The 23674-nt window shown below is 67.1% G+C and carries 19 protein-coding genes and 5 tRNA genes; 15 read left to right on the forward strand and 9 right to left on the reverse strand.

Going from position 1 to position 23674, the window contains the following annotated elements:
- Nucleotides 1–7: 7 nt before the first annotated feature.
- Together VNF92_11155 and araD are read left to right on the forward strand one after the other, a co-directional pair.
- Entirely contained in the window at nucleotides 8–1237 is a 1230-nt protein-coding gene (locus tag VNF92_11155) for a dicarboxylate/amino acid:cation symporter (GenBank protein ID HVA58440.1), read from the forward strand.
- A gap of 62 nt (nucleotides 1238–1299) precedes the next feature.
- A complete protein-coding gene (araD, locus tag VNF92_11160) occupies nucleotides 1300–1992 on the forward strand; it encodes an L-ribulose-5-phosphate 4-epimerase AraD (GenBank protein ID HVA58441.1) in 693 nt (230 codons plus the stop codon).
- Between the two features lie 174 nt (nucleotides 1993–2166).
- On the opposite strand, the gene VNF92_11165 is transcribed toward araD, so the two are convergent.
- A complete protein-coding gene (locus VNF92_11165) occupies nucleotides 2167–3768 on the reverse strand; it encodes a ribulokinase (GenBank protein HVA58442.1) in 1602 nt (533 codons plus the stop codon).
- 5 nt (nucleotides 3769–3773) lie between these two features.
- On the reverse strand, nucleotides 3774–5282 hold the full coding sequence (locus tag VNF92_11170) for an L-fucose/L-arabinose isomerase family protein (GenBank protein ID HVA58443.1): 1509 nt from the start codon (nucleotides 5280–5282) through the stop codon (nucleotides 3774–3776).
- Between the two features lie 244 nt (nucleotides 5283–5526).
- On the opposite strand from VNF92_11170, the gene VNF92_11175 reads away from it, so the two are divergent.
- The 5 genes from VNF92_11175 to VNF92_11195 all read left to right on the forward strand — a co-directional run bounded on the left by VNF92_11175 (nucleotide 5527) and on the right by VNF92_11195 (nucleotide 12160).
- On the forward strand, nucleotides 5527–6558 hold the full coding sequence (locus VNF92_11175) for an ABC transporter permease (protein ID HVA58444.1): 1032 nt from the start codon (nucleotides 5527–5529) through the stop codon (nucleotides 6556–6558).
- A gap of 22 nt (nucleotides 6559–6580) precedes the next feature.
- Complete coding sequence (locus tag VNF92_11180) at nucleotides 6581–7636, forward strand: substrate-binding domain-containing protein (GenBank protein ID HVA58445.1); 1056 nt, start codon at nucleotides 6581–6583, stop codon at nucleotides 7634–7636.
- Nucleotides 7637–7642: 6 nt separating this feature from the next.
- Nucleotides 7643–9151 carry a sugar ABC transporter ATP-binding protein gene (locus VNF92_11185; GenBank protein HVA58446.1) on the forward strand — a complete coding sequence of 503 codons (1509 nt, stop codon included), beginning with the start codon at nucleotides 7643–7645 and terminating at the stop codon, nucleotides 9149–9151.
- 23 nt (nucleotides 9152–9174) lie between these two features.
- Entirely contained in the window at nucleotides 9175–10968 is a 1794-nt protein-coding gene (locus VNF92_11190; protein HVA58447.1) for a hypothetical protein, read from the forward strand.
- A 100-nt stretch (nucleotides 10969–11068) separates the two neighbouring features.
- Nucleotides 11069–12160, forward strand: a complete 1092-nt coding sequence (locus VNF92_11195) for an aldose epimerase family protein (GenBank protein HVA58448.1) — start codon at nucleotides 11069–11071, stop codon at nucleotides 12158–12160.
- A 49-nt stretch (nucleotides 12161–12209) separates the two neighbouring features.
- Here the strand turns inward: VNF92_11195 and VNF92_11200 are convergent, their stop codons facing one another.
- Nucleotides 12210–13415 carry a glycoside hydrolase family 27 protein gene (locus tag VNF92_11200; protein HVA58449.1) on the reverse strand — a complete coding sequence of 402 codons (1206 nt, stop codon included), beginning with the start codon at nucleotides 13413–13415 and terminating at the stop codon, nucleotides 12210–12212.
- Nucleotides 13416–13627: 212 nt separating this feature from the next.
- Here VNF92_11200 and VNF92_11205 point away from each other — a divergent pair, with 212 nt between their 5' ends.
- On the forward strand, nucleotides 13628–15058 hold the full coding sequence (locus VNF92_11205) for a peptide MFS transporter (GenBank protein ID HVA58450.1): 1431 nt from the start codon (nucleotides 13628–13630) through the stop codon (nucleotides 15056–15058).
- 172 nt (nucleotides 15059–15230) lie between these two features.
- On the opposite strand, the gene VNF92_11210 is transcribed toward VNF92_11205, so the two are convergent.
- The 5 genes from VNF92_11210 to VNF92_11230 all read right to left on the reverse strand — a co-directional run bounded on the left by VNF92_11210 (nucleotide 15231) and on the right by VNF92_11230 (nucleotide 15987).
- Nucleotides 15231–15304 (reverse strand) — tRNA-Pro (locus VNF92_11210).
- A gap of 76 nt (nucleotides 15305–15380) precedes the next feature.
- Nucleotides 15381–15454 (reverse strand) — tRNA-Arg (locus VNF92_11215).
- Between the two features lie 184 nt (nucleotides 15455–15638).
- Nucleotides 15639–15712 (reverse strand) — tRNA-Val (locus VNF92_11220).
- 60 nt (nucleotides 15713–15772) lie between these two features.
- Nucleotides 15773–15845: transfer RNA gene (locus VNF92_11225), tRNA-Gly, on the reverse strand.
- Between the two features lie 69 nt (nucleotides 15846–15914).
- Nucleotides 15915–15987: transfer RNA gene (locus VNF92_11230), tRNA-Ala, on the reverse strand.
- A gap of 243 nt (nucleotides 15988–16230) precedes the next feature.
- On the opposite strand from VNF92_11230, the gene VNF92_11235 reads away from it, so the two are divergent.
- The 4 genes from VNF92_11235 to VNF92_11250 all read left to right on the forward strand — a co-directional run bounded on the left by VNF92_11235 (nucleotide 16231) and on the right by VNF92_11250 (nucleotide 19329).
- Nucleotides 16231–17118: an RNA polymerase sigma factor RpoD/SigA gene (locus VNF92_11235; GenBank protein ID HVA58451.1), complete on the forward strand. Its 888-nt coding sequence runs from the start codon at nucleotides 16231–16233 to the stop codon at nucleotides 17116–17118.
- 193 nt (nucleotides 17119–17311) lie between these two features.
- A complete protein-coding gene (locus VNF92_11240) occupies nucleotides 17312–18079 on the forward strand; it encodes an ABC transporter ATP-binding protein (protein HVA58452.1) in 768 nt (255 codons plus the stop codon).
- Nucleotides 18076–18522 carry an NUDIX domain-containing protein gene (locus VNF92_11245; protein HVA58453.1) on the forward strand — a complete coding sequence of 149 codons (447 nt, stop codon included), beginning with the start codon at nucleotides 18076–18078 and terminating at the stop codon, nucleotides 18520–18522. The genes VNF92_11240 and VNF92_11245 overlap by 4 nt, the downstream gene beginning before the upstream one ends.
- A 3-nt stretch (nucleotides 18523–18525) precedes the next feature.
- A complete protein-coding gene (locus tag VNF92_11250) occupies nucleotides 18526–19329 on the forward strand; it encodes an AraC family transcriptional regulator (GenBank protein ID HVA58454.1) in 804 nt (267 codons plus the stop codon).
- Here VNF92_11250 and VNF92_11255 read toward each other — a convergent pair.
- Nucleotides 19298–19705, reverse strand: a complete 408-nt coding sequence (locus VNF92_11255; GenBank protein HVA58455.1) for a four helix bundle protein — start codon at nucleotides 19703–19705, stop codon at nucleotides 19298–19300. The two genes, VNF92_11250 and VNF92_11255, sit on opposite strands and share 32 nt — an antisense overlap.
- Before the next feature lie 184 nt (nucleotides 19706–19889).
- On the opposite strand from VNF92_11255, the gene atpA reads away from it, so the two are divergent.
- The 3 genes from atpA to atpD form a co-directional block, all read left to right on the forward strand.
- Nucleotides 19890–21491 (forward strand): F0F1 ATP synthase subunit alpha, encoded by a 1602-nt coding sequence (gene atpA / locus VNF92_11260; protein ID HVA58456.1) that lies wholly within the window; start codon nucleotides 19890–19892, stop codon nucleotides 21489–21491.
- 3 nt (nucleotides 21492–21494) lie between these two features.
- Nucleotides 21495–22358 (forward strand): ATP synthase F1 subunit gamma, encoded by an 864-nt coding sequence (gene atpG, locus VNF92_11265; protein ID HVA58457.1) that lies wholly within the window; start codon nucleotides 21495–21497, stop codon nucleotides 22356–22358.
- Nucleotides 22359–22360: 2 nt separating this feature from the next.
- Nucleotides 22361–23674, forward strand: a 1314-nt coding sequence (atpD, locus tag VNF92_11270; GenBank protein ID HVA58458.1) for a F0F1 ATP synthase subunit beta, incomplete at its 3' end; no start/stop codon positions are given.

Here is a 23674-nt window from a genome sequence, read left to right on the forward strand (position 1 = left end):
ACTCCGCATGAAAAAGCTGTCCGTGCAGATGGTGATCGCCGTGGTGCTCGGCACAATCGCCGGACTCTTCGCGGCCGCTGTCCCGGGTGGCGTCGCCGACCAGGTCATGGCCATCGCCGCGCCGATCGGAACGATCTGGATCAACGCGATTCTGATGACCGTGGTGCCCCTCGTGGTCGCCAACGTGATCGTCGCGGCGGCGGCATCGGCCGAGCGCAAGAACGCGGCGCGCGGGGCGACCGCGACGTTCGGCATGTTCGTGGGGGTGGTCGCGGCCAGCGCCATCCTCTGCGCGCTGCTCGCACCGGTGCTGCTGTCGGCGCTCGTGCCGGCAGGCGCCCTTCCCACGCCGCCGGCGGCCGCCGGTGCGGCCGCCGCGCAACCCACCTTCGCGTCGCTCCTCGTGAGCATCGTCCCACAGAATCCGGTGAAGGCCGCGGCCGACGGCGCCATGCTCGGGCTGATCGTGTTCTCGCTGCTGTTCGGCTTCGCGACCACGCGCATCGACGCGGAACATCGCGGGGCGATCGTCCGGCTCTGCCGCGCCGTGTCCGACGCGCTTCTCGTGATCGTCCAGTGGGTGCTCCGCGTGGGCCCGATCGGCGTGTTCGCGCTCGTGCTTCCCGTGGCCGCGCATATCGGGTTGGACGTCCTGCGGTCGCTGGGCGGCTACATGCTGGTGGTGGCGCTGCTCTGCCTGGTGGTGACGGCCGGTGCGTATGCGCTCGCGGGCACGCTCGGGGGTACCCCACTGCGCCGGTTCGCACGCGCGCTCGCGGCCCCGCAGGCCATCGCGTTCGGGTCGCGGTCGTCGCTGGCCAGTCTCCCGTCGCTCATGCGCGCCGCCGAAGACGACCTGGCACTCCCGCCGGAGGCGAGCGGGCTCGTGCTTCCGCTTGCGACGGCCATGCTCAAGGTGGCGGCACCGATCGCCTCGGTGGGCGGCGCGATCTTCATCGCCCGGGTGTACGGCATCCATCTCGGCGCGACGCGGATGCTCCCGGTCATCGCCACCTCGGTGCTCACCAGCTTCGGCGTGCCGGGGGTTCCCAACGGCGCATGGACGCAGCTCCCGGTGTTCCTGGTGGCCGGCATTCCCCCCCAAGGGATCGGCATTCTGCTTGCCGTGGACGCCATTCCCGACGCGCTCCGCACGGTGACCAACGTGTCGGTGGACCTGGCGGTGGCCACGGTGATCGCGCGGTGGATGCGCGTGGCACCGGAGGTGGACACGTAGCCCACCGCTTGCGCCCATTCCCACCGGCGTCAACTTCCACCACGCACCCCTTTCACGATTCGATGCTTCCCTCTCTCCGCAACGCCGTCCTCGACGCCAACCGTGCCCTCGGCGCACTCGGCCTCGCGCCCTTCACGTTTGGCAACGCCAGCGCCATTGACCGCGACCGCGGGCTCGTGGTCATCAAGCCCAGCGGTGTCGCGTACGACGCGATGACCGCCGCGGACCTCGTGATCACCGATCTCAGTGGAAACGTCGTGAACGGCAAGCTCCGCCCCTCGTCCGATCTCGCCACGCACCTCGTGCTGTATCGGGCGTTCGACGGCATCGGCGGGGTGGTGCACACGCACTCTCACTTCGCAACGGCGTGGGCCCAGGCGCGTCGCGAGATCCCGTGCTTCGGTACCACCCACGCCGACTACTTTCACGGGCCGGTTCCGCTGACCGAGGACCTGTCTGCCGACGAGATCGTGTCGGAATACGAGACGAACACGGGCATGGCGATCGTCCGCCGCTTCGTGGACATCGATCCGTTGCGTCTGCCGGCCGTGCTCGTGGCCAGTCATGCCAGCTTCTGCTGGGGCCCGAACGTCGAGGCAGCCGTGCAGACGGCGGCGGTGCTCGAGGAGGTGGCACGGATGGCGTACCACACGGTCACGCTCGACGCCGACGCACAGGCCATCGATGCCTCACTGCACGACAAGCACTTCCTGCGCAAGCACGGCCCCGACGCGTACTACGGGCAGAAGAAATAACTTGGGTGGGCGAGCATCCAGAACGAAGGCTCTTGGCCGGATGCTCCGGATTGCGCGGATGCGTCGGATACTGCCCGAGGGGGTTCAAGGGAAGACTCGGCCCGCCCGAGGATCCGGACTTCCCGTGAAGCCCTCACGATCTGTTCGCCGTTTTCCGTATCGGGAGCATCCGTTTCATCCGGAAGAACCTTCCATTCTTGATGCTTTTTCCGCGGCCGCGATTTCGCGCAACGCCGGCAGCACGTCGCCCATCGCGATCGGCGCCGAGCCCGGCGTGCCCATCGCGAAGTAGAGGTCGTGCCACATGGCATACAGTCGGTCGTACGTGGCGCGGGCCGCCGGATCGGGCTTCACCTCGCGGAACGGTGGACAGAGCGCGCGCTGCGCCTCGACGATCGACGGGAACACGCCCGCCGCCAGAAACGCGAACAGCGCCGAACCCAGACTCGTGATCGGCCGCTCCGGCACGAGCATCGGCTTGTTCATCACGTTCGCGTATACCTGATTCAGCACCGCATTCTTCTGCGGAATGCCGCCGCCCTGAATCACCCGCTCGATTGGCACGCCGTACTCGGCCATGCGCTCGAGAATCACCCGCGTGTGGAACGCCGTGCCCTCGATGGCCGCGAACAATTCGTCGGCAGCGGTGTGGTGCAGGTTCCAGCCGAGCGTGACGCCGCCCAGCCGCGCGTTCACCAACACGGTTCGATCGCCATTGTCCCACGTGAGGCGCAGCAGGCCGGTCTGGCCGGGCCGGTACGCGTCGAGCCCCGCGGCCAGATCGCGGACGCGGCTGCCGGCGCGGTTCGCGATCGCCTCGAAAATATCGCCCACGGCCGAGAGACCCGCCTCGATTCCCACCAGGCCGGGGTCCACGGAGCCCGGCACCACGCCGCACAATCCCGGAATGCAGCCGGTATCGCGGGCAACGGCGATGATGCACGTGGACGTGCCGACCACGTTCACGACGTCGCCCTCGGTCACGCCGGCGCCGAGTGCGTCCCAGTGCGCATCGAACGCCCCCACGGGAATCGGAATTCCGGCGCGGAGCCCGAGCTTGACGGACCAGTCCGGGCTCAATCGGCCGGCAATGTGATCCGAGGTCAGGTAGCGGCCGCCGAGTTTGGCGCGCACCCCGGCAAGCAGCGGATCGACGTGCACCAGGAATGCTTCGGGGGGCAGTCCGCCGAGCTTGGCGTTCCAGAGCCATTTGTGTCCCATGGCGCAGACGCTGCGCGCCACGTGCTCGGGATCGGTCTCTCCACACAGCGTCGCCGCGACCATGTCGCAGTGCTCGAGCGCCGTCACGAACCGGTCGCGCTTGTCGGGGTTGTGGCGCAGCCAGTGGAGCAGCTTGGCAAAGCCCCACTCCGAGGAATACACGCCGCCGCAGTAGTCGATGGCCGGCAGCCGTTCGCGGTTCGCGACCTCGGTGATCAACGCCGCTTCGTCCTTGGCGCGGTGGTCGCACCACAGATAGTAGTCGTCGAGCGGCTGGAGTCCCGCGCCCACCGGAATCACCGTCGAGCCGGTGGTATCGAGGGCGATCGACAGGACGTCGCCGCCCGGCACGCCCGCCTCGGCGAGCGCGAGCCGCATCGCGCGGGCGAGGGCGTCCATGTGGGCCGCGTGCGATTGCGTGGCGAAGTCCGGATCGGCCCGGTTGCGGATCACCGGGTACTCCCCCACCCCCGTGCCCACCGGGCCCTTCACGCTGTCCACGATGGATACGCGCACGCTCTGCGTGCCGAAGTCCACCCCGGCGACGACGGCCATGCGTGCTACTCGTGGCGCAGCGTGTCCCACCCGAGGTACCGGGTGGTGGCCTCGTGCAGCACGTCGGCGACCACGGAGAGATTGGCCGCTACGTGATGCTCGAAGCCGTTCTCGCAGATGTAGCGCAACAGGTGCTGGAGATTGCCGATCTCCACCACGCCGGCGCCGCCGAACGTGTTGAGCGGATCCTTGGTGAACCGCCCCTCGCCCACGTAGCCGCGCATCCCGCCCGACCGGTCGTCGGTCGAGAAGCGGGCGAACGTCATCGGACCGGCCTTCACCCGTCCCACGATGGTGCCATAGGTGTTTTCCCGCCCGACGGTTCCGGCGATGATCTCCTGGTAGTCCATGCGCTGGTCGTCGAAGAACGCCTTGGGCAGGTTGCTGCAGTGGAAGCAGACGGCCTTGTCGGGGTCGTCGCCATAATTGTTGTTCCAGTCGAGCAGTGCGCTCGGGGTGCCCGAGGCGAGCGTGAGGGCGTACATGCTCACCGTGCCGCACACGTCCACCTCGCAGGCGCTGGGCATCAGGTCGTTGCTCATCATGCTCATCAGCGTGCACGGCACGACGCCGAAGAATTCCTCCAGCGACGTCCAGCACTGCACCGCGCTCACCGTCACGTCGGCCTCCTTCATCCAGCCGTCCACCACGGCGCCGAGCTTGGCCATCTTGAGCAACGCCGCGTCGGGCACGCCGTCGGTGCTCACGTAGGCGTGCATCTGCTCGAGCTTGCGCTTCACGGCGCGGTCGCCGTCCTTGATCCGTTCCACCCGGCCGAGGATCTCCGAGAGATCGATCGGTTCCACGGCGATCCCCTGCGCTTCGAGGATCTTCTCGCTGTAGCGGACGGTCTTGAACGCCGCCGGCCGCGCGCCGATGGCGCCGATGCGCGCCGTACGGAGGCCGTTGACCACGCGGCACACCCCGGCGAATTTGCGAAGATCTTTGCGGAAACTTTCCGCTCCGGGTGCCACCGTGTGCACGGTGGTGAGCGAATAGGGGATGCCGTACTGCGTGAGCACGTTGCACACCGACATCTTGCCGCAGAATGCGTCGCGCCGATTGGCGATCAACATCTGCTTCGGGTCGTCGGCGGCGGCGTGCACGAGCACCGGGACGTGCAATCCCGCCAGGCGCAGCGTCTCGGCCACGCCGCGCTCGTCGCCGAAGTTGGGCAACGTGACGACCACGCCGGCAATGCGATCCCGGTGCTTCCTGAACAGTGCCGCGCAGGCCTTGGCTTCGTCCCGGCTCTCCACGGCCCCGTACCGCGTGTCGTTCGCGCCGAGTGCCACGACGTCGAACCCTTCTTCCTTGAGCACGGCGAGCATCTGGTCGCGCCCTTCGCGCGCCAGGTGCCCGGGAAAGAAGCCTCGGTTGCCGACCAGCAACCCCACGGTGACGCGCTTGGCGGGCGCCGCGCGTTTTGGGGCGGCGCGCGGTGCGGAGGCCGGCTTCCGCGCCACGTCGGCGGCGCGCTTTCTGGACTGGATCTGGTGGAGAGGCATCGTCATCTCAGGCGGTGAAAGCGAGTAGAGATTACGGGCCGCACCGCGATGCGGGAAGAGTGCCGCCGCATCGCGTTGACACGGTTATCGACGCGCCGTAACGTTGCTCACGCTCACGCCTGCAGCCCTCACCGTAATGGAAGTGCCGCCCGAACACCAACCCGCCCAGGCCGCGCCCTCCGCCTCGCCGAGCCCACCCGCTGTACCCGGCGCGTCGTCCACGCAAGCCGCGGGCCGTTCGTGGCTCCGATTGGTTCTCCGTTCGCCGCAGCTCGGTCTGCTGGGCGTGCTGGTGGCGCTGAGCGTCGTGTTGACGCTCACCGCCGGATCGCACGTGGATGCGTTGACGGGACAAACGGTCAACAACTTTCTGAACAAGTACACGCTGCTCCAGATGGCCACCGACGCCAGCGGGTTCGCGATCATGGGCGTCGGCGCGACGATCGTCATCATCGCCGGCGGCATCGACCTGTCGGTGGGCGCCGTGTACGCGGTCTCCGGCGTCACCATGGCGATGGTGCTCCGCGCCGTCGGCCCGATGGGCCCCGTGGCGACGGTCGCCCTGGGGCTCGCCACCTGCATCAGCGTGAGCCTGATGTGCGGACTCGCCAACGGGATCATGGTGATCGGCCTGGGCGTGCACTCGTTCATCATCACGCTGGGCACGATGTGGATTCTGCGTGGCCTCGCGTTCGTCACGAGCCACGCCGAGAGCATCATCCTGCCGGGCCGCCTCACCAATGTCGTGCGGGCGCAGATGGGACTGGGCGAGGGGCTCTACCCGGTGCCGATGCTGGTCATGTTCGTGGTCACCGCTCTCGGCGCGGTCTACCTGTCGCGCACGGTCATGGGCCGTCACGTCTTCGCGGTGGGCGGCAACCCCGAAGCGAGCCGGTATGCCGGCCTCAACGTGAAGCGTGTGACCCTCGGCGTGTTCGTCCTCTCGGGCCTCTCGGCTGGCATCGCCGCCTTCCTCGGCGCCGGCTTCTACGGATCATCCACCTCGTCCGATGCCAACGGGTACGAACTGTACGTGATCGCGTCGGCCGTCGTCGGCGGCGCGAGTCTGTCCGGCGGTAAGGGCAGCGCGGTGAGCGCCATGCTCGGCGCCATGCTCATCGTCGTCATCCGACAGGCCATCCGCACGCTGCACCTCGATCAGAATTATGAATGGATCATCGTCGGCACGGCGATGATCCTCGCCGTCGTCATCGATCAGAGCGGCACCCGGCTGATGTCGCGCCGCCTGACCGCTGGCCGCGACTCGTCGCGGTCCACCTAGCTGCCTCACTTCCGGAGTCCCGATGCCGCGTGCCTCTCGCTTTGTCCGTTTCGCTTCCCTTGGATTGATCGCCTGGGCAGCCGCCTGTGGCGGTTCCAATAAAGTCGCGGCCGGCGGCAGCACCGCCGCCACGGCGGCGGCGAATACCGCGCTCCCCAAGACGTTCACGATCGCCATGATCGCCAAGAGTTCCACCAATCCGGTGTTCCTCTCGGGGCGGATCGGCGCCGAAGCGGCGGCCGCCGAGCAGAGCAAGAAGCTCGGCATCAACATCAGCATCGACTGGCTCACACCGCCCACCGAGGACGCACAGGTCCAGGCCCAGCGCGTGTCCCAGGCCGTGGACGCCGGCGACAACGCCATCCTCATGTCCACGAGCGATGCGAACAAGGTCACCGATGCGATCAACTCGGCGGTGGATCGCGGGGTACCGGTGATGATGTTCGACAGCGACGCCCCCAACTCCAAGCGCTTCTCGTTCTATGGGGGCGACGACAACGCGATCGGCCGCCAGGTGATGGACGAACTCGCCAAGCAGATGAACGGCAAGGGCAACATCGCGATTCTCGCCGGCAACCAGAACGCGCCCAACCTGCAGCAGCGTGTGCAGGGGGTGAAGGACGCCGCCGCGAAGTACCCCGGCATCAAGATCCTCAGCACCTTCTATCATGCGGAGACGCCGCAGGACGCTGCCGCGGAGGTCATACGGGCGATGAACGCCTACCCCAACATCCAGGGTTGGGCGATGATCGGCGGTTGGGCGCTCTGGACCAAGGCGCTGCTCACCACGCTCGACCCATCCAAGATCAAGGTGGTGTCGGTGGACGCGCTGCCGCAGCAGCTGGCGTACATCACCAAGGGCATCGCCCCCGTGCTGCTGGCCCAGCCCACGTACGACTGGGGCTACGTGTCGGTGAACACCATCGTGGACCACGTGTTGCTGCACCAGGACGTGCCGGCACACGTGCAGATGAATCTGATCCGCGTCACCAAGGACAACCTGGGCACCTATGCGCGGCAGCTGAAGGCATGGGGATTCACCGACGTCGACTCCACGTATCTCGCGCTGCCCCACTGAGCCATCATGACCGAGCCCGCGGTTCGCTTCTCCGGCATCACCAAGCGCTTTCCCGGCGTCACGGCGCTGCACGACGTCTCGTTCGACGTCGCGCCGGGGTCGTGCCACGCCGTGTGCGGTGAGAACGGCGCCGGCAAGAGCACGCTCGGCAAGATCCTCGCCGGACTCATCGAACCCGACGCGGGCCAGATCGAGCTTCGTGGGCGCGCGGTACGGTTCACCAGCCCCCGCGACGCCCTCAAGGCGGGCGTCGCCATGGTGCACCAGGAACTGGCGCTGTGTGAGAACATGACCGTGGCCGAGAATCTCTGCCTGGGCAATCTGCCCGCGCGGAGGCTGTTCGTCTCGCGTGAACGGCTCCACGCCCGGGCCCGGGACCTGTTGGCTGCGGTCGGCGCCGACACCGACGTGTCGCGCGCCATGTCCGGCCTCACGATGGCCGAGCAGCAGCGCGTGCAGATCGCCGCCGCCGTAGGCAGCGGCGCCCGCATCATCGTATTCGACGAACCCACGAGCAGCCTGGCCGAAGGCGAGGCTGTCGCGCTGTACGAGCTGATCGGGCGCCTCACGGCGAGCGGCGTCACCGTGCTCTACGTGTCGCACCGCATGCACGAGATCTTCCGGCTCTGCGACACCGTGACCGTGCTGCGGGATGGGCGGCACGTCGCGACCCGGGCCATCGCCGCGCTCGACGAGGCCACCATCGTGCAGCTCATGATCGGACGCAAACTCGACCAGTACTTCCCCGCGCACGTGGGCGGCCAGCGTGGCGCGGAACTGTTGCGCGTTGAAGGATTGACGCACGCCGGCCGGTTCGAGAACGTGTCGTTTGCCGTGCATGCCGGTGAGGTCGTGGGGTTGGCCGGGCTGGTGGGCGCCGGACGCTCCGAGGTCGCCCAGGCGATTTTCGGACTCGACCCTCGCGCCGGCGGCACCGTGTACCTGGCGGGCCGCCGCGTCCGCATCCGGTCGCCGCGCCACGCCATGGCGCTCGGAATCGGCTTCGTGCCCGAAGATCGCAAGCGGCAGGGGCTCGTCCTCTCGCTCGCCGCTCGCGAGAACACCACGCTTCCCACCCTCGGCCGTCTCGCGCGCCATACGTGGATCCAGCGCCGCCGCGAACGCGCGGTCACGCTCGAGTACTTCCACCGGCTCGGGATCCGCGCCAACCTCGTCGACGCCGGTACGTCGTCGCTGTCGGGCGGCAACCAGCAGAAAGTCGTGCTCGCCAAGTGGCTGGCCGCGGAGAGCCGGGTGCTCATTCTCGACGAACCGACCCGCGGCGTGGACGTCGGCGCCAAAGCCGAGTTGCATGCCTGGATCGACCGACTGGCCGCGAGCGGCGTCGGGATCCTGCTCATCTCCAGCGAGCTGCCCGAACTGCTCAACCTCTCGACGCGGATCCTCGTGCTGCGCGCGGGTCGCATCACCGGTGAAGTGTCGCGCACCCGGGCCGATCAGGATCTGCTGTTGCGGATGATGACCGGACTGGACGGCGCTGTGGCGGTGGCATGAGTGAGTTCATATCACGGCGCCATATGCTCAAGCTCCTCGGCGCGGCGGGGGCGGGCACCGTTCTGCCGGCGGGCCTCACGCCGGTGACGCCGGACCGGCCTCCCGGGGCCATCCAGCCCCCCGCCGCGCCCGGTGCGCCGGTGGAGATCCTGCCGCTCGTCTCGACCAGCGACGTGTTCATTCCGCCGCGCGGTCGCGGATTCGACAAGTTCAGCTTCGATTTCCCCGAGCCGTCGGTGCCCTTTGCCGGCCTGCAGTTCGGCTTCCTGGTGTTCACGCGGGAGAATGCGTACGGCCTCGACGCCGCCGCGATGAAGGCCGACGCCAACGGCGACGCGATGACCGTCACGTGCAACGGGTTCGTATGGGCGGGCGGGCAGGAGCGGGCGCCCGGCACGCTCGTCGCGCGCTTGAGGCGCGACGGGGACGCCGTCACCGTGGACGTCGCCGCCGAGATGGGGCAGCCGATCAAGACCGTCACGACGATCGTGCGCGGCGTGCCGCGCGGGCGGATCTCCACGGGCTATGACTTCTTCGATCCGCGTGACGACGAGCTGTTGTTCGGGTATCCGTTCAGCGGAGGCGATCTGTTCGGGCCCGGCGGCGCAGGCGGCCTCACCACACCGCTCGCCCTCATCAAACAGAGCGACACCGAGTACTTCTACCTGCAATCGCTCGACGACCAGGTGCGCACCAAGCGGTTCTATTTGCAGCCCGGCGAGTCGAGCTACCGCGTGGAAGCCATCTTCGAGGAGGACGGCTGGCGCAACGAGACCAGACTCGTCGTGCCCACCTGGCGGTTCGGCCGGGCCGCGAGCCCTGACGCCGTGATCCACGAGCACTACGAGCATCTGGCGCGCGTGTATCACGTTCAGCCCTTCGACACGCGCCCCGACGTGCCCGCTTGGTTGCGCGACACGGCGCTCGTGCTCACCCTCAACGGGCAGCACTACAGCGGATACGTGTTCAACGACTACGCACGCATGCTGGAGATTCTGCGGTGGACTGCCACGCAGATTCCCGCCGGTCGCGTGCTCGTCTTCATCTCCGCCTGGGACGGCCGCTACTACTGGGACTACCCGCTGTATCGCGCTTCCAACCGCATGGGCGGCGAGGCGGGCTTCCGCCGGCTGATCCACGAGGCGCAGGGGCTGGGCTTCCACATGATGCCGATGTTCGGCGCCAACGCGGCCAATAAGAAGCTGCCGATGTACGCCAAGATCGCCGATGGCCTCACCGCAAAGATCGACGGCGACGAACTCGACCTCAACTGGGTGGATTGGGACAACGACCGCCACCAGGAAGGCTGGCTGGCCTACATGAACCTCGGCGTCGATTCCTGGCGCGAGTGGCTCACCGGGCGAATCGCCGACTGCGTCGACCGCTACGGCGTGGATGCCTACTTCCTCGACATCGCCGGCGGTTGGGTGAACAATCCCAAGGCCGATATGCACGGCGGCATGCGGCAGATGGTCGGCGACCTCCGCCGGCGCTATCCCGCCGTGCTGGCCTGCGGCGAGATGCACTACGACGGGCTGCTGGAATTCATTCCTCTGTACCAGTCAGGCGGCGGCGGGCTGTTCAAGAACGATGTCCAGCGCTACGCCCGGTTCTTCCAGCACCTGAGCCATCCCGCACCGGGTCGCGGCTCGAGCGGCGTGCACGAGTCGGGCTTCGGACGGTTCAATCCGCAGACGCTGTCGCTCTCCCCCGACGCCATCCCCACGCTCAACATCGTGGACGACACCTTCAGCAAGCATCGCGACCTGATGGCCGCCGTGATCGCGGCAGCCAAGAGTCGCGCGGGCATTCCTTAGGAGTTCGCATATGAGATCGCGTCATGGGCGTGGCGTGCACGGCGCGCACGTTGCCACGGGTGCTGGGGCCGCCCTTCTCCTTCTTCTCCAGGTGGGTTGCATGTCCAAGACTCCCCCGGCCAGCGCCGCGGCGGCGAGCGTCACCCGGGCGCCGTTCGGCGTGCTGGCCAACGGCGATTCCGTCCATGTCTTCACTCTCACCAACACCCAGGGCATCCAACTGCGCGCGCTGGACTACGGCGGCATCATCCAGTCGCTTCGCACGCCGGACCGCACGGGCAAGTTCGGCGACATCGTGCTCGGCTTCGACTCGCTCGACCAGTATGTGAAGCTCTCGCCCTACTTCGGGGCCATCGTCGGCCGGTATGCCAACCGCATCGCCAAGGGACGCTTCACCCTCGACGGCAAGACCTACACGCTGGCCACCAACAACGGCCCCAATGCCCTGCACGGCGGGCTCGTGGGGTTCGACAAGGTCGTATGGGGCGCCGAGCCGTTCCAGAACGACAGCAGCGTCGGTGTGGTGTGGACGCACATCAGCCCCGACGGCGACCAGGGGTATCCCGGTACGCTCTCGGCGCGCGTCACCTACACCCTCACCAATGATGATCGGTTGATCATCGACTACCAGGCCACTACCGACAAGCCGACGATCCTGAACATCACCAACCACAGCTACTTCAACCTGGCCGGCGCCGGGTCCGGCGACGTGCTGAACGAAGTGATGATGATCAACGCCGACTCCATCACGCCCGTCGATTCGACGCTCATCCCCACCGGCAAACTCGAAGCCGTGGCAGGAACGCCCTTCGACTTCCGCACCCCCACCGCCATCGGGGCGCGCATCACCGCCCCCAACCAGCAGCTCAGGTTCGCCGGCGGATACGATCACAACTTCGTGCTCAATGGCGCCGAAAGCGGGCTCTCGCACGCCGCGCAGGCCGTCGATCCCGCCGCCGGGCGCACGCTCGACGTCTACACCACGCAGCCCGGCCTCCAGTTCTACACCGGGAACTTCCTCGATGGATCGTTCGCCGGGATCGGCGGTGTGTACGGACACCGGTCCGGGTTCGCCCTCGAGACGCAGCATTATCCCGATTCACCCAACCACGCGAACTTCCCGTCGGTCGTCCTGCGCCCGGGCGACACGTACCGGTCGCAGACGGTGTTCCGGTTCGGCGTGGAGAAGTAGATCGGCCGGCGACCGCCAACGCTCCGCGCTTCCCGGAGTCCGGCCGAGTTCACTCCGCCACCGGTTTCACGCGGAGCATCACCACGCCGTGGGATGGCACGGTGGCGGTGAACCTGCGCTCCACGATGCCGAGATCCTTGTGCGCCCACAGGTCGCGCACCTGGGCGGCCTTGGTCTTGATCCCCACGCGGTCCCAATCGGCCGTGATCGGGCTGGCCACCGACGCGCGGTTGAACAGCACCACCGCCTTCGAGCCGTCGGCCAGCGGTTTGACCCACACCTGCAGCTCCGGCGGGTAGTCCTCCACGACCATTCCCTGCGCCCCCAGGGAATCCTGGTCCACCGCGATCACCTCTTTGTTGAGCAGAATGCTCCGCGTGGACCGCGCCTCGCGCGACGTCGTGTCCAACAACGCTCGCACGTCGTTCCCGGCGATCAACGGTGCGGCCATCTCCGCCCATAGGCTGAAGTGGGCCCGGTATTCGGTGGGCGTCATCCCGCCATTTCCCACTTCGAGCATGTCGGGATCATTCCAGTGGCCCGGCCCCGCGGAGTGCCAGTACTGCATGTTGAGGTCGACGTTGGCCACCATGCTGTCGAAGCTGTCCCAGATGTCGTCCGTCGTGCGCCAGAGGTTGCCCACCGGCGGCGCCCAGTTCCAGGGTTGGTTGCTCCCCCATTCGCAAATGCTGAACACGATCGGGCGCCCCGCGTGGGCCAGCGCGTCGCGGATCCTGGCGTACTGGGTGGGCGCATCGATGCCCTGCGCGTTGCACCAGTCCACCTTCACGTAGTCCACCCCCCATGCGGCGTACGTCCTGGCGTCCTGGTCTTCGTGCCCGTAAGAGCCGGGCCGGCCCTGGCACGTACGACGCCCGGCGTCGGTGTAGATGCCGAATTTGAGCCCCTTGCTGTGGATGTAGTCGGCCAGCGCCTTGATGCCGTGCGGGAAACGCACGGAGTCGGCCACGATCATGCCGTTCGCGTCGCGCGCGACCTGCCAGCAGTCGTCGATCGTCACGTACTGATAGCCGGCATCACGCATCCCCGTGGCGACGATCGCGTCGGCCATGCCGCGGATCAACTGGTCGCTCACGTTGCAGCCGAACTTGTTCCAGCTGTTCCACCCCATGGGCGGCGTCAACGCCAGCCCGTTGGGCACCGGGCGCGCCGGCGCGGATGGCGTGGGAATGGCGTAGCCCGCGGCCGATCCGGCCAGCAGGAGCCCCGACAGCAATGCGGCGATCGCGTTCATCGTGCTTCCCTCTCTCAACGGTGTGCTCGTGGTCGGCGCTCGGCAGCGACACGTCGGCGCAGGACCCGGTGAATGTGCGGCGAACCGCCCGCCCGGCGGAATAGGCCTCCCGAAAATCGACTTCCAGGCCGTCGCTCGCCATCCGATCGGTCCCTGGGCGGGGTTGACGCGGGCGCGTCGCGCCGCGAGCGTCATGCATCAACGGAGCCCCGATGACGACGACGCCCGAAAACCTCGGACAACCGCAATCCGGCCCATTGGCCGATCCGCTGACGGACAACCCGCGCCCCGGCGTGATGCCTCACGGGTTCTTCGGCCACCCACGCGGTCTCTCGACGCTGTTCTTCACGGAGATGTGGGAGCGATTCAGCTACTACGGCATGCGCGCGTTCCTGATTCTCTACATGGTGCACGTGCTCGGGTTCGACGACCGGCACGCCGGCTCGGTGTACGGCACCTACACGGGGAGCGTGTGGGCGGCGACGATCTTCGGCGGCATCATCGCCGACCGTTGGCTGGGGCAGTACAAGAGCGTGCTCATCGGCGGCATCATCATCGCGCTGGGGCACTTCACGCTGGCGTTCCATCCGCTGCCGTTCTTCTACGCCGGGCTGGCGCTGATCGTCATCGGTACCGGACTGCTCAAGCCGAACGTGAGCGGCATCGTCGGGTCACTGTACGAGACCAACGATGCGCGTCGCGACGCCGGCTTCTCGATCTTCTACATGGGAATCAACCTCGGCGCGGCCATCGGCCCATTCATCGCCGGCTACCTGGCGCAGGAGGTCGATTGGCATCTGGGGTTCGCCTGCGCCGGCGTGGGGATGACGCTGGGGCTCATCCAGTACGTTCGCGGCCGCCGGCACCTGCAGCCGGCCATCGATCGGCTCGAGCGGCAGCGGCGTGAGGCGGCCGAGACGGCCGCGGCGGCGAAACTCCAGCGGGCAACGGGCGCCCCGGGAACGGCGCCGATGGAGCCCGTGTTCTGGGGCTTCACCAGAGTCGAATGGAAACGGCTGGCCGCGATGGGGGTATTCTTCGTGTTCGCCGCGGTATTCTGGGGCGCGTACGAGCAGGCGGGATCGACCCTCAACCTGTTCGGCGACCGCTATACTCGGACGGTGATTCTGGGCTTCAGCTTCCCGTCGAGTTGGTTCGTCTCGGTTCAGGCGATCTTCGTGATTCTGCTCGCGCCGGTGTTCGCTTGGTTCTGGATGTGGCTCAAGGATCGTGAGCCGTCCACGCCCGCCAAGTTCGCCGCCGGCCTGTTCTTCATCGGGATGTCGTTCGTGCTGCTGCTGATTCCGGCCTACAAGCTTCAGGCCTCGCCGGAGATCCGGGTGGCGCCGTTCTGGCTCATCGGCTGCTATTTCATCCAGGAGCTCGGAGAGATGTCGTTGTCGCCGGTGGGACTCTCCGTGTTCACGAAGCTCTCGCCGGTGAAGATCGTCGGCTTCATGCTCGGGGTCTGGTTCCTGGCCGACGCCGTGGGCAACAAGGCGGCAGGCTACGCGGCGGGGTTCATCTCGTCGGCGCCGCTCCCGGAGCTGTTCGGAGTGATCGCCGCGACGTGTCTCGGCGCGTCGCTGGTTGCCACGCTGATGATCAAACCCGTACGCGGATTGATGAGCGGGGTGCATTGAGCCGGACGGTCGGCGACGCGGTGGCCCGCATGGGTCGTGGCGTCCGCGCGGCGGAGGCCAGCGGCCAGCGATCACGGCACTCGATACGTGTGTGATTGCTGCAAACGAAACGCTCCGCAGATCGATCGCGGAGCGTTCGTTGTAAACCCTTTGGTTTCTTGTACTCTTACAGTCGGGGCGACTGGATTCGAACCAGCGACCTCCTGCTCCCGAAGCAGGCGCTCTACCGGGCTAAGCTACGCCCCGATGCGTGGCTAGAGACTTCAACACCGCTCGCGGCGATCACCTTCGCGCCCGCCGCCCCACTCAAATTCGTCGTGTATGCGCCCAGAGGGACTCGAACCCCCAACCTTCTGATCCGTAGTCAGATGCTCTATCCAATTGAGCTATGGGCGCAACGCAGCCAGCAGAGGCCTACGCACAAAAGGCCTAGTCGTCAAAATTACCCGCCGCGCCGAGGGTAATCAACCATTCGCTGAGTGCCGCAATCCGTTCCCCGCCGTTTCGCCCCTGCGCCGTACTTGCCGGCCCTCATTGGCCGTTACAAGAAACCCCATGCTCCTCTCGGAGTCACGGGGTATGGGCGGTACAAGACTCGAACTTGTGACCTCCACGATGTCAACGTGGCGCTCTAACCAACTGAGCTAACCGCCCGCGCCGCCACGGGAACTTTCCGCCCCGTTCCGCGGTTCATCACATGAGTCGATATCAGAGAGCGGGAAACGGGACTCGAACCCGCGACCCCAACCTTGGCAAGGTTGTGCTCTACCAACTGAGCTATTCCCGCAATCTCCGGGCTGTGCTGTCAACGCTTCCTTCGGCCCGGCCGTCAGCACCGACCAATCGTCGGCGCCGATGGAGGCGAGGGGAATCGAACCCCTGACCTCTTGAATGCCATTCAAGCGCTCTCCCAACTGAGCTACGCCCCCGGGGATAACTCGCTAAGACCGCAAGTCATCAGGAACCGCGAAGTATATCCAGGCGTATAAGGAGTGTCAACGAAGGGGACTGGCGATTCCCCGGTAATGCGGTATTTTTTGTCGCCTTCCATTGTCTCATGAAGATGGAAACCGTGCGCCGCTCGTTGCGCGCACTTTCGCAGTCCAGCTCCGCGATGCCCGGCGTCGCCGCTCCATACGATCATTCAACACGCAGTCCGTTCGAGGCTATACATGACCGAAGTCAAGCGCCGCCGTCGCCGTGCCGCGCCGGTGGGCATCGCGCCCAGCGAACCCGAGCGCGACATCCTGGACCAGTACCTCTATGAGGTCAGCACCTACCCCCTGCTCAAGGGCATGGAGGAGATCGAACTCGCCCGGAAAATCCGCGCCGGCGACCAGGACGCGCTCCAGGAACTGGTCAAGCGCAACCTGCGCTTCGTGATCTCCGTGGCCAAAAAGTACCAGAACCGCGGTCTCCCGCTCATCGATCTGATCGGCGAAGGGAACGTCGGCCTGCTCACGGCCGCCCGCAAGTTCGATCCCGACCAGGGCGTCAAGTTCATCTCCTATGCGGTGTGGTGGATCCGCCAGGCCATCCTCTCGGCCCTCGCCCGCCAGGGACGCACGGTCCGCGTGCCCCTCAACCGCACGGCTGACCTCTCGCGCATCATCAAGGCATCGGAGATCCTCCGGCAGAAGCTCAATCGCGAGCCCAATCCGGAGGAGTTGTCGCACCTCACCGGCCTCTCGGTGGACGTCGTGCAGTCCCTCGCCGCACTCAATACCAGCGACGTGCGCCTCGACGCCCCCATGGACCCCGAAGGCGACCGCTCGCTCATCGAGCGGTTCGTCGCCGATGAGATGCCCGACACCGAAGAGGAAGCCATGAACCGGTTCCTCACCGACGAAATCGAACAGGCGCTGAGCACGCTTCCTCCTCGTGATGCCAAGGTCCTTCGCCTCTATTTCGGCCTCGAAGGCGGACGCGAACATACCCTCGAGGAAATCGGCTCCATGCTCGGCGTCACCCGCGAGCGCGTTCGTCAGTTGCGCGACCGCGCCCTCAAGCGCCTGCGCGAGGGCGACGTGGGCCGGGCACTCGGCAGCTTTGCGGCGTAGGGCGTAGGAGAGGAGGAGCGTACGACGGCGGGACTGCGCACGGGCGTGCGCATCCCGCGGTTTCAACAGAATTCGGAGTCTCGGTCGGGCCGGCGTGAGCCGGCCCTTTCCGTTTTTGGCTCCCCGCCGGCCGGCGCTGTTTGCAGGAACCTGCCCGTTTGATCACATTTCTTCTCCCTTCCCCCGCCGTGCCATGATCCGCCTCATCGACGTCCACAAATCCTTCGGCTCGAAGCTGGTCCTCGATGGCTTCACGCTCGACGTACCCGAAGGCGAGACCGTCGTCATCATCGGCTTCTCCGGCAGCGGCAAGTCGGTCGCCATCAAACACATCGTCGGCCTCCTCGAACCCGATTCCGGCCAGGTCTGGGTGGACGGCCTCGAAGTCGAAAAGCTCTCCCGCAAGGAACTCTACAAGCTCCGCGCGCGCGTCGGCTACGTCTTCCAATTCTCCGCGCTCTTCGACTCGTTCACCGTGGGCGACAACGTCGCCATGGGCCTGCGCAAGCAGGGCGAACTCACCAACAAGGAGATCGCCGAGCGCGTCCACGAAACCCTCGACCTCGTGGACCTCGCCGACGTCCCCGATAAATTCCCGGCCGAACTCTCCGGCGGCATGCGCAAGCGCGTCGGCATCGCCCGCGCCATCGCCACGCGACCCAAGTACATCCTGTACGACGAGCCAACCACCGGCCTCGATCCCGTCACCAGCGCGGTCATCGACCACCTCATGGTCCGCCTGCGGGAGCGACTCGGCGTCACGGGCGTCGTCATCACGCACGACATGCGCAGCGCCTACACCGTGGGCACCCGCATCGCGATGCTCTACGAGGGCAAGGTGCGCCAGTACGGCACCGTGGATGAGATCCAGCACACCGACGACCCCATCGTGCGGCAGTTCATCGAGGGCCGCCCATCGCTGGAAGCCGACGCGCACATCATGGCCGAGGCCGCCCGGTGACCCGGCCGCGCGCCAAGCTCGAGATCTCTGCCGGCGGCGTCGTCTACCGCATGCAGGACGGCCGGCCCCTGTATCTGTTGATCTGCGACAGCTACAAGAACTGGGGATTTCCCAAGGGGCACATCGAGAAGGGCGAGCAGCCCGCCGCGGCGGCCGCCCGCGAAGTCACCGAAGAGACCGGGCTCGAGGATCTCGACGTGCGCGGCGACGTCGACGTCATCGATTGGTACTTCCGGTTCCGCGGCCGGCTCATCCACAAGGTCTGCCACTTCTTCCTGATGGAGACCGTGGCGACCAAGACCTGCCCGCAGCGCGCCGAAGGCATCAGCGCCTGCAAATGGCTCCCGTTCGACGACGCCGATGCCAGGATCTCCTACGGCAACGCCCGCGAGGTGCTGCGGCGCGCCCACGACCAGGTCTCCGCGCGCCTTGCTGGCGTCTGATTCATGCTCGATCTCGCCGCGGCGGCCCCCCCTCCCACCGTTCTCGTCTTCGCGCCCCGTGAACGGACGCGCTCCATGGCGCGCGACACCTTTCCCCGGCGCCGCTGGCGCCTCATCGTGCGTCGCGGGGTGGACGAGTTCGCCCGCGCCTTCCGCGACGAACTGATCGACGCGGCGATCGTCGACCTCGGATCGGCCCAGGAAGACAACTGGCGCGCCGCCGCGTTCGCCCGCGAGTACCCGAGCGTGCCGTTCTTCGCCCTCACCACGCTCCGCGCCGCCGACGGTCCCGTGCTCGCCCAGTGTGCGTCGCTGGAGTTCGCCGATGTTCTGGTCGAGGACGTGGACGAGGACGCCATGCGCGAACTCATATTGCGCCAGGCATACTCGATGCGCTTCGCGGCCGCCCTCGGTGCGCCCCCCGAACCGCTGGGCCTCACCAATCCCCTCCAACTGGACGCGTGGCGGTACCTGGTCCAGCACGCCGGCCGGCCCGTGCGCACGGCGGCGCTCGCCGAGGCCCTGGGCGTGACCCGCGAGCACCTGAGCCGCAGCTTCTCGACCGGCGGCGCCCCGAATCTCAAACGCGTCATCGACCTCATCCGGCTGATCGGGGCGGCCGAGCTGGCCAAGAACCCGGGGTACGACGTCCGCGACGTGGCCCACGTGCTCGGCTTCGCCTCGTCGTCCCACCTGTCGAGCACCGCGCAGCGGATTGCCGGTACCCGGCCCACCTCGCTGGCCCGGCTCCGCACCGTGGACCTCATCGACCGCTTCAATCGGGGGCACGCGCGGAGTCGGGGCTAGCGCCATCCGGCTGGGCGAGCTGGCGGTCGAGGTACACGAGGTACCCGCCCAGCAGCCGGCCCACCAGCTGCGCGCGGTGGGAGAGCTGCGCCAGATGGCCAGCGGAGAGCACGTCGGCCTGCCGCGCCACGGCGAGCTGGGTTTCCAGGCGAAGCAGGTCGCGCCGGGCGGCGCGGTAGAGCTGCCGTTGCTCGGGTCCCGTGTACCGGCCGTAGCCCTCGGCGATGTGCTCGGCCAGGGCCAGGGCCGTGATCATGGTGGCCTCGGCCACCACTTTCACGTCCCGGCGATTGCCGTGGCGCGTGGCCCGGATCACGTCGGCGGCTAGCCCCACCGCTTCTTGCCAGACCTTGAGGTCCTTGAGACTGCCTGCCATGTAGAGTAAAGTCGAGGCAGTCGCGCCGCCCACCGCCATCCATTCTGCGCCGGATGGACCGAAGTTGGGCCGCGGCGTGACCCGCACCAAAGACCGGCCCCGAAGCTTGCACGCCCCCGGGCCTTGTGATAATTTTCACAAGCTCCCACCATCCCTTTCGACGCACTCCTTTCGACCACCCCGTATGGCTACCGAGACGACGCTTCGCCCCGGCGAGATCAAGGACATCCTGCTCCGCGAGATCGATGCTGCTGATCTCCATTCGCTCGATGTCGAAGAGGTCGGTTCCGTTCTCGAGGTGAAGGACGGCATCGCCCGCATCTACGGCCTCATGAAGGCCATGGCCGGCGAGATGCTCGAGATCACCTCGTCCGAGACCGGCAACAAGATCACCGCGCTCGCGCTCAATCTCGAAGAAGACAACATCGGCGCGGTCATCCTGGGCGACTACCTCCAGCTTCGTGAAGGCGACGACGTCCGCCGCACGGCCCGCGTGCTCGAGGTGCCCGTCGGCCCCGCGCTCATCGGCCGCGTCGTCGACGCCCTCGGCCGCCCGATCGACGGCCGCGGCGAGATCGCCGCCGCCACGCAGCGAAAGGTCGAATCGCAAGCCCCCGGCATCATCGTTCGCCAGCCCGTGAAAGAGCCGCTCCAGACGGGGCTCAAGGCCATCGACTCCATGATCCCGATCGGCCGCGGACAGCGCGAGCTGATCATCGGCGACCGCGGCACCGGCAAAACCGCCATCGCGGTGGACACGATCATCAATCAGAAGGGCACGGGCGTCATCTGCGTGTATGTCGCCATCGGACAGAAAGCGTCCACCGTCGCCTCGGTGCTCGAGCGCCTCAAGGACGCCGGCGCCATGGAGTACACGATCATCGTCGCAGCCACGGCGTCCGACCCGGCGCCCATGCAGTACATCGCGCCCTATACGGGCTGCGCCATGGCCGAGTACTTCATGTACAACGAGGGCAAGCCCACGCTGTGCGTGTACGACGACCTGTCCAAGCAGGCCGCGGCGTACCGCCAACTCTCGCTCGTGCTGCGGCGTCCGCCGGGCCGCGAGGCGTACCCGGGCGACGTGTTCTATCTCCACTCCCGCCTGCTCGAACGCGCCGCCAAGCTCCGCGAAGACGAGGGCGTGGTGGACGGCAGAACGATCCTCAAACCCGGCGGCTCGCTCACCGCGCTGCCGATCATCGAGACGCAGGCCGGCGACGTGTCGGCCTACATCCCGACCAACGTCATCTCGATTACCGACGGCCAGATCTTCCTCGAGGCCGACCTGTTCTTCGCCGGCGTGCGGCCGGCCATCAACGTCGGCATCTCGGTGTCGCGCGTGGGCGGCTCGGCGCAGATCAAGGCCATGAAGTCGGTGGCCGGCCGGTTGCGCCTCGACCTCGCGCAGTACCGCGAACTCGAAGCGTTCGCCTCGTTCGCCTCCGATCTCGACGCCGCGACCAAGCGCCAGCTCGACCGCGGCGCGCGCACGGTGGAGGTGCTCAAGCAGGGGCAGTTCCAGCCCATGCCCGTCGAGCAGCAGGTGATGATCATCTACGCGGTGACCAACGGCTTCCTCGACGACGTGGAGACCACGCACATCCGCGACTGGGAACTCGGCTTCCACGAGTACATGTCGGCCAGCCACCCGCAGATTGGCGAGAAGCTCCGCACCCAGAAGGCGTTGACCAAGGAGCTCGAAGCCGACCTGAAGGCGGCGATCGGCGCGTACAAGCAAACCGCCGGCACCGGCAAGCCCCGGTTCACCGCCGCGAGCCTGTAATCCATGGCCAAGGGTCGCGAGCTCAAGGGCCGCATCAAGTCGGTCGAGAATACTCGTAAAATCACGCGCACGCTGGAGATGGTCGCCACCTCCAAGATGAAGCGCGCGCAGGATCGCGTGCGTGCGGCGCGTCCGTACGCCACGGCGCTCGCCGAAGTGCTGGCGGGCCTGTATTCCCCCGATCTCGCCGATCGCTTCCCGCTGCTGCGCCAGCCGGCGCACGTGAAGCGCGCCGCCGTGCTGCTCATCACGTCCAACCGCGGACTGGCCGGCGCATTCAACTCCAACCTCATCAAGGAAGCGCGGGCGCTCATCGGCCGGCTCGAGGGTGAGGGCGTCGCGGTCGACGTCCACGTGGTGGGCCGCAAGGGCGTGGGCTACTTCAAGTACGTCGGCCGCGCGCTCACGTCGAGCCGCACCGACATCGGTGACAAGCCCACCACCCAGCACGCCGCGGACCTGGTGGACGGTCTGCGCGCCGACTTCGGCGACGGCAAGCTCGATGCGGTCTACGTGGTGTACACGAAGTTCAATTCAGTGCTCTCCACGCCAGCAGTCAGCGAGCAGATGCTGCCGGTGGTGCCCCCGACCCGCGGCTCGGCGCCGCTCGACTACCTCCTGTTCCCGTCGGCCGACGAGATTCTCGATCAACTCCTTCCGGCCTATGTGCGCAACGCCGTCTATCGCGCGCTCGTGGAGAGCGAAGCGGCGTTCCAGAGCGCCCAGCGCACGGCCATGAAGAATGCCACGGACAACGCGTCCGACATGATCAACATCCTCCGCCGCACCTACAACCGCGCCCGCCAGGCGCAGATCACGCAGGAGATCGCCGAGATCGTCGGCGGCGCTGCGGCTCTCCAGGGCTAGCCATGTCTGCCACTACTGCTGCTCCCGCCAACATCGGAAAGGTCGTCCAGGTCATCGGACCGGTGCTCGACGTCGAGTTCGAGCCCGGCCACCTTCCCGAGCTCTACAACGCCCTCCGCGTGCATACGACGTCGGATGGCATCGACATCAACGTGGTCGTCGAGGTCCAACAGCACATCGGCCGCAACCAGGTGCGCGCCGTCGCCATGTCGTCCTCCGACGGCGTCGTGCGCGGCATGGACGTGATCGACACGGGCGGCCCGATCACGGTGCCGGTGGGCGAAGCGGCGCTCGGACGCATTCTCAATGTGCTCGGCGAGCCCGTCGACAACGGCGAACCGATCCCGTCCAGCGTCGAACGCTGGCCCATCCACCGCAAGCGTCCCGAGTTCGTGAACCTCGAGCCCAAGACGGAAGTCTTCGAGACGGGCATCAAGGTCATCGACCTCATCTCGCCGTTCGTGAAGGGCGGCAAGATCGGTCTGTTCGGCGGCGCCGGCGTGGGCAAGACGGTCGTGATCATGGAGCTGATCAACAACGTGCAGAAGGGGCACGGCGGCCGCTCGGTGTTCTGCGGCGTGGGTGAGCGCACGCGCGAAGGCAACGATCTGTATCTCGAGATGAAGGAGTCGGGCGTGCTCGGCTCCACGGCCCTCATCTACGGCCAGATGAACGAGCCGCCGGGCGCGCGCCTGCGGGTCGGGCTGTCGGGCCTCACCGTGGCCGAGTACTTCCGCGATCGTGAGCACGCCGACGTGCTCGTGTTCATCGACAACATCTTCAGATTCACGCAGGCCGGCTCGGAGGTCTCCGCGCTTCTTGGCCGCATGCCGAGCGCCGTGGGTTATCAGCCGACGCTTGCCACCGAAATGGGTGATCTGCAGGAACGCATCACCTCCACCCGCGACGGCTCGATCACGTCGGTGCAGGCGATCTACGTGCCCGCCGACGACATCACCGATCCGGCGCCGGCCACCGCGTTCGCCCACCTCGACGCCACGGTCGTGCTCTCGCGCGCGATCACCGAACTGGGCATCTATCCGGCCGTCGATCCGCTCGCCTCGGGCTCGCGCATTCTCGATCCGCAGTACCTCGGCGCCCGCCACTACAAAGTGGCGACGGACGTCCAGAAGATCCTCCAGCGGTACAAGGAGCTGCAGGACATCATCGCCATCCTCGGCATGGACGAGCTCTCGGAAGACGACAAGAAGATCGTCGGCCGCGCCCGCCGCATCCAGCGGTTCATGTCGCAGCCGTTCGCCGTGGCCGAGCAGTTCACCGGCATCCCGGGCAAGTACGTGAAGCTCGAGGAGACG

It is taken from the genome of Gemmatimonadaceae bacterium (genome assembly GCA_035533015.1).
In the GTDB taxonomy this organism is placed as follows: Bacteria; Gemmatimonadota; Gemmatimonadetes; order Gemmatimonadales; family Gemmatimonadaceae; genus JAGWRI01.

Excerpts from the sequence above, each read along its gene's own strand:
- VNF92_11155 (HVA58440.1), top strand. The coding sequence starts at position 8 with ATGAAAAAGCTGTCCGTGCAGATGGTGATCGCCGTGGTGCTCGGCACA.
- araD (HVA58441.1), top strand. The coding sequence starts at position 1,300 with ATGCTTCCCTCTCTCCGCAACGCCGTCCTCGACGCCAACCGTGCCCTC.
- VNF92_11165 (HVA58442.1), bottom strand. The coding sequence starts at position 3,768 with ATGGCCGTCGTCGCCGGGGTGGACTTCGGCACGCAGAGCGTGCGCGTA.
- VNF92_11170 (HVA58443.1), bottom strand. The coding sequence starts at position 5,282 with ATGACGATGCCTCTCCACCAGATCCAGTCCAGAAAGCGCGCCGCCGAC.
- VNF92_11180 (HVA58445.1), top strand. The coding sequence starts at position 6,581 with ATGCCGCGTGCCTCTCGCTTTGTCCGTTTCGCTTCCCTTGGATTGATC.
- VNF92_11185 (HVA58446.1), top strand. The coding sequence starts at position 7,643 with ATGACCGAGCCCGCGGTTCGCTTCTCCGGCATCACCAAGCGCTTTCCC.
- VNF92_11190 (HVA58447.1), top strand. The coding sequence starts at position 9,175 with ATGCTCAAGCTCCTCGGCGCGGCGGGGGCGGGCACCGTTCTGCCGGCG.
- VNF92_11195 (HVA58448.1), top strand. The coding sequence starts at position 11,069 with ATGTCCAAGACTCCCCCGGCCAGCGCCGCGGCGGCGAGCGTCACCCGG.
- VNF92_11200 (HVA58449.1), bottom strand. The coding sequence starts at position 13,415 with ATGAACGCGATCGCCGCATTGCTGTCGGGGCTCCTGCTGGCCGGATCG.
- VNF92_11205 (HVA58450.1), top strand. The coding sequence starts at position 13,628 with ATGACGACGACGCCCGAAAACCTCGGACAACCGCAATCCGGCCCATTG.
- VNF92_11235 (HVA58451.1), top strand. The coding sequence starts at position 16,231 with ATGACCGAAGTCAAGCGCCGCCGTCGCCGTGCCGCGCCGGTGGGCATC.
- VNF92_11240 (HVA58452.1), top strand. The coding sequence starts at position 17,312 with ATGATCCGCCTCATCGACGTCCACAAATCCTTCGGCTCGAAGCTGGTC.
- VNF92_11250 (HVA58454.1), top strand. The coding sequence starts at position 18,526 with ATGCTCGATCTCGCCGCGGCGGCCCCCCCTCCCACCGTTCTCGTCTTC.
- VNF92_11255 (HVA58455.1), bottom strand. The coding sequence starts at position 19,705 with ATGGCAGGCAGTCTCAAGGACCTCAAGGTCTGGCAAGAAGCGGTGGGG.
- atpA (HVA58456.1), top strand. The coding sequence starts at position 19,890 with ATGGCTACCGAGACGACGCTTCGCCCCGGCGAGATCAAGGACATCCTG.
- atpG (HVA58457.1), top strand. The coding sequence starts at position 21,495 with ATGGCCAAGGGTCGCGAGCTCAAGGGCCGCATCAAGTCGGTCGAGAAT.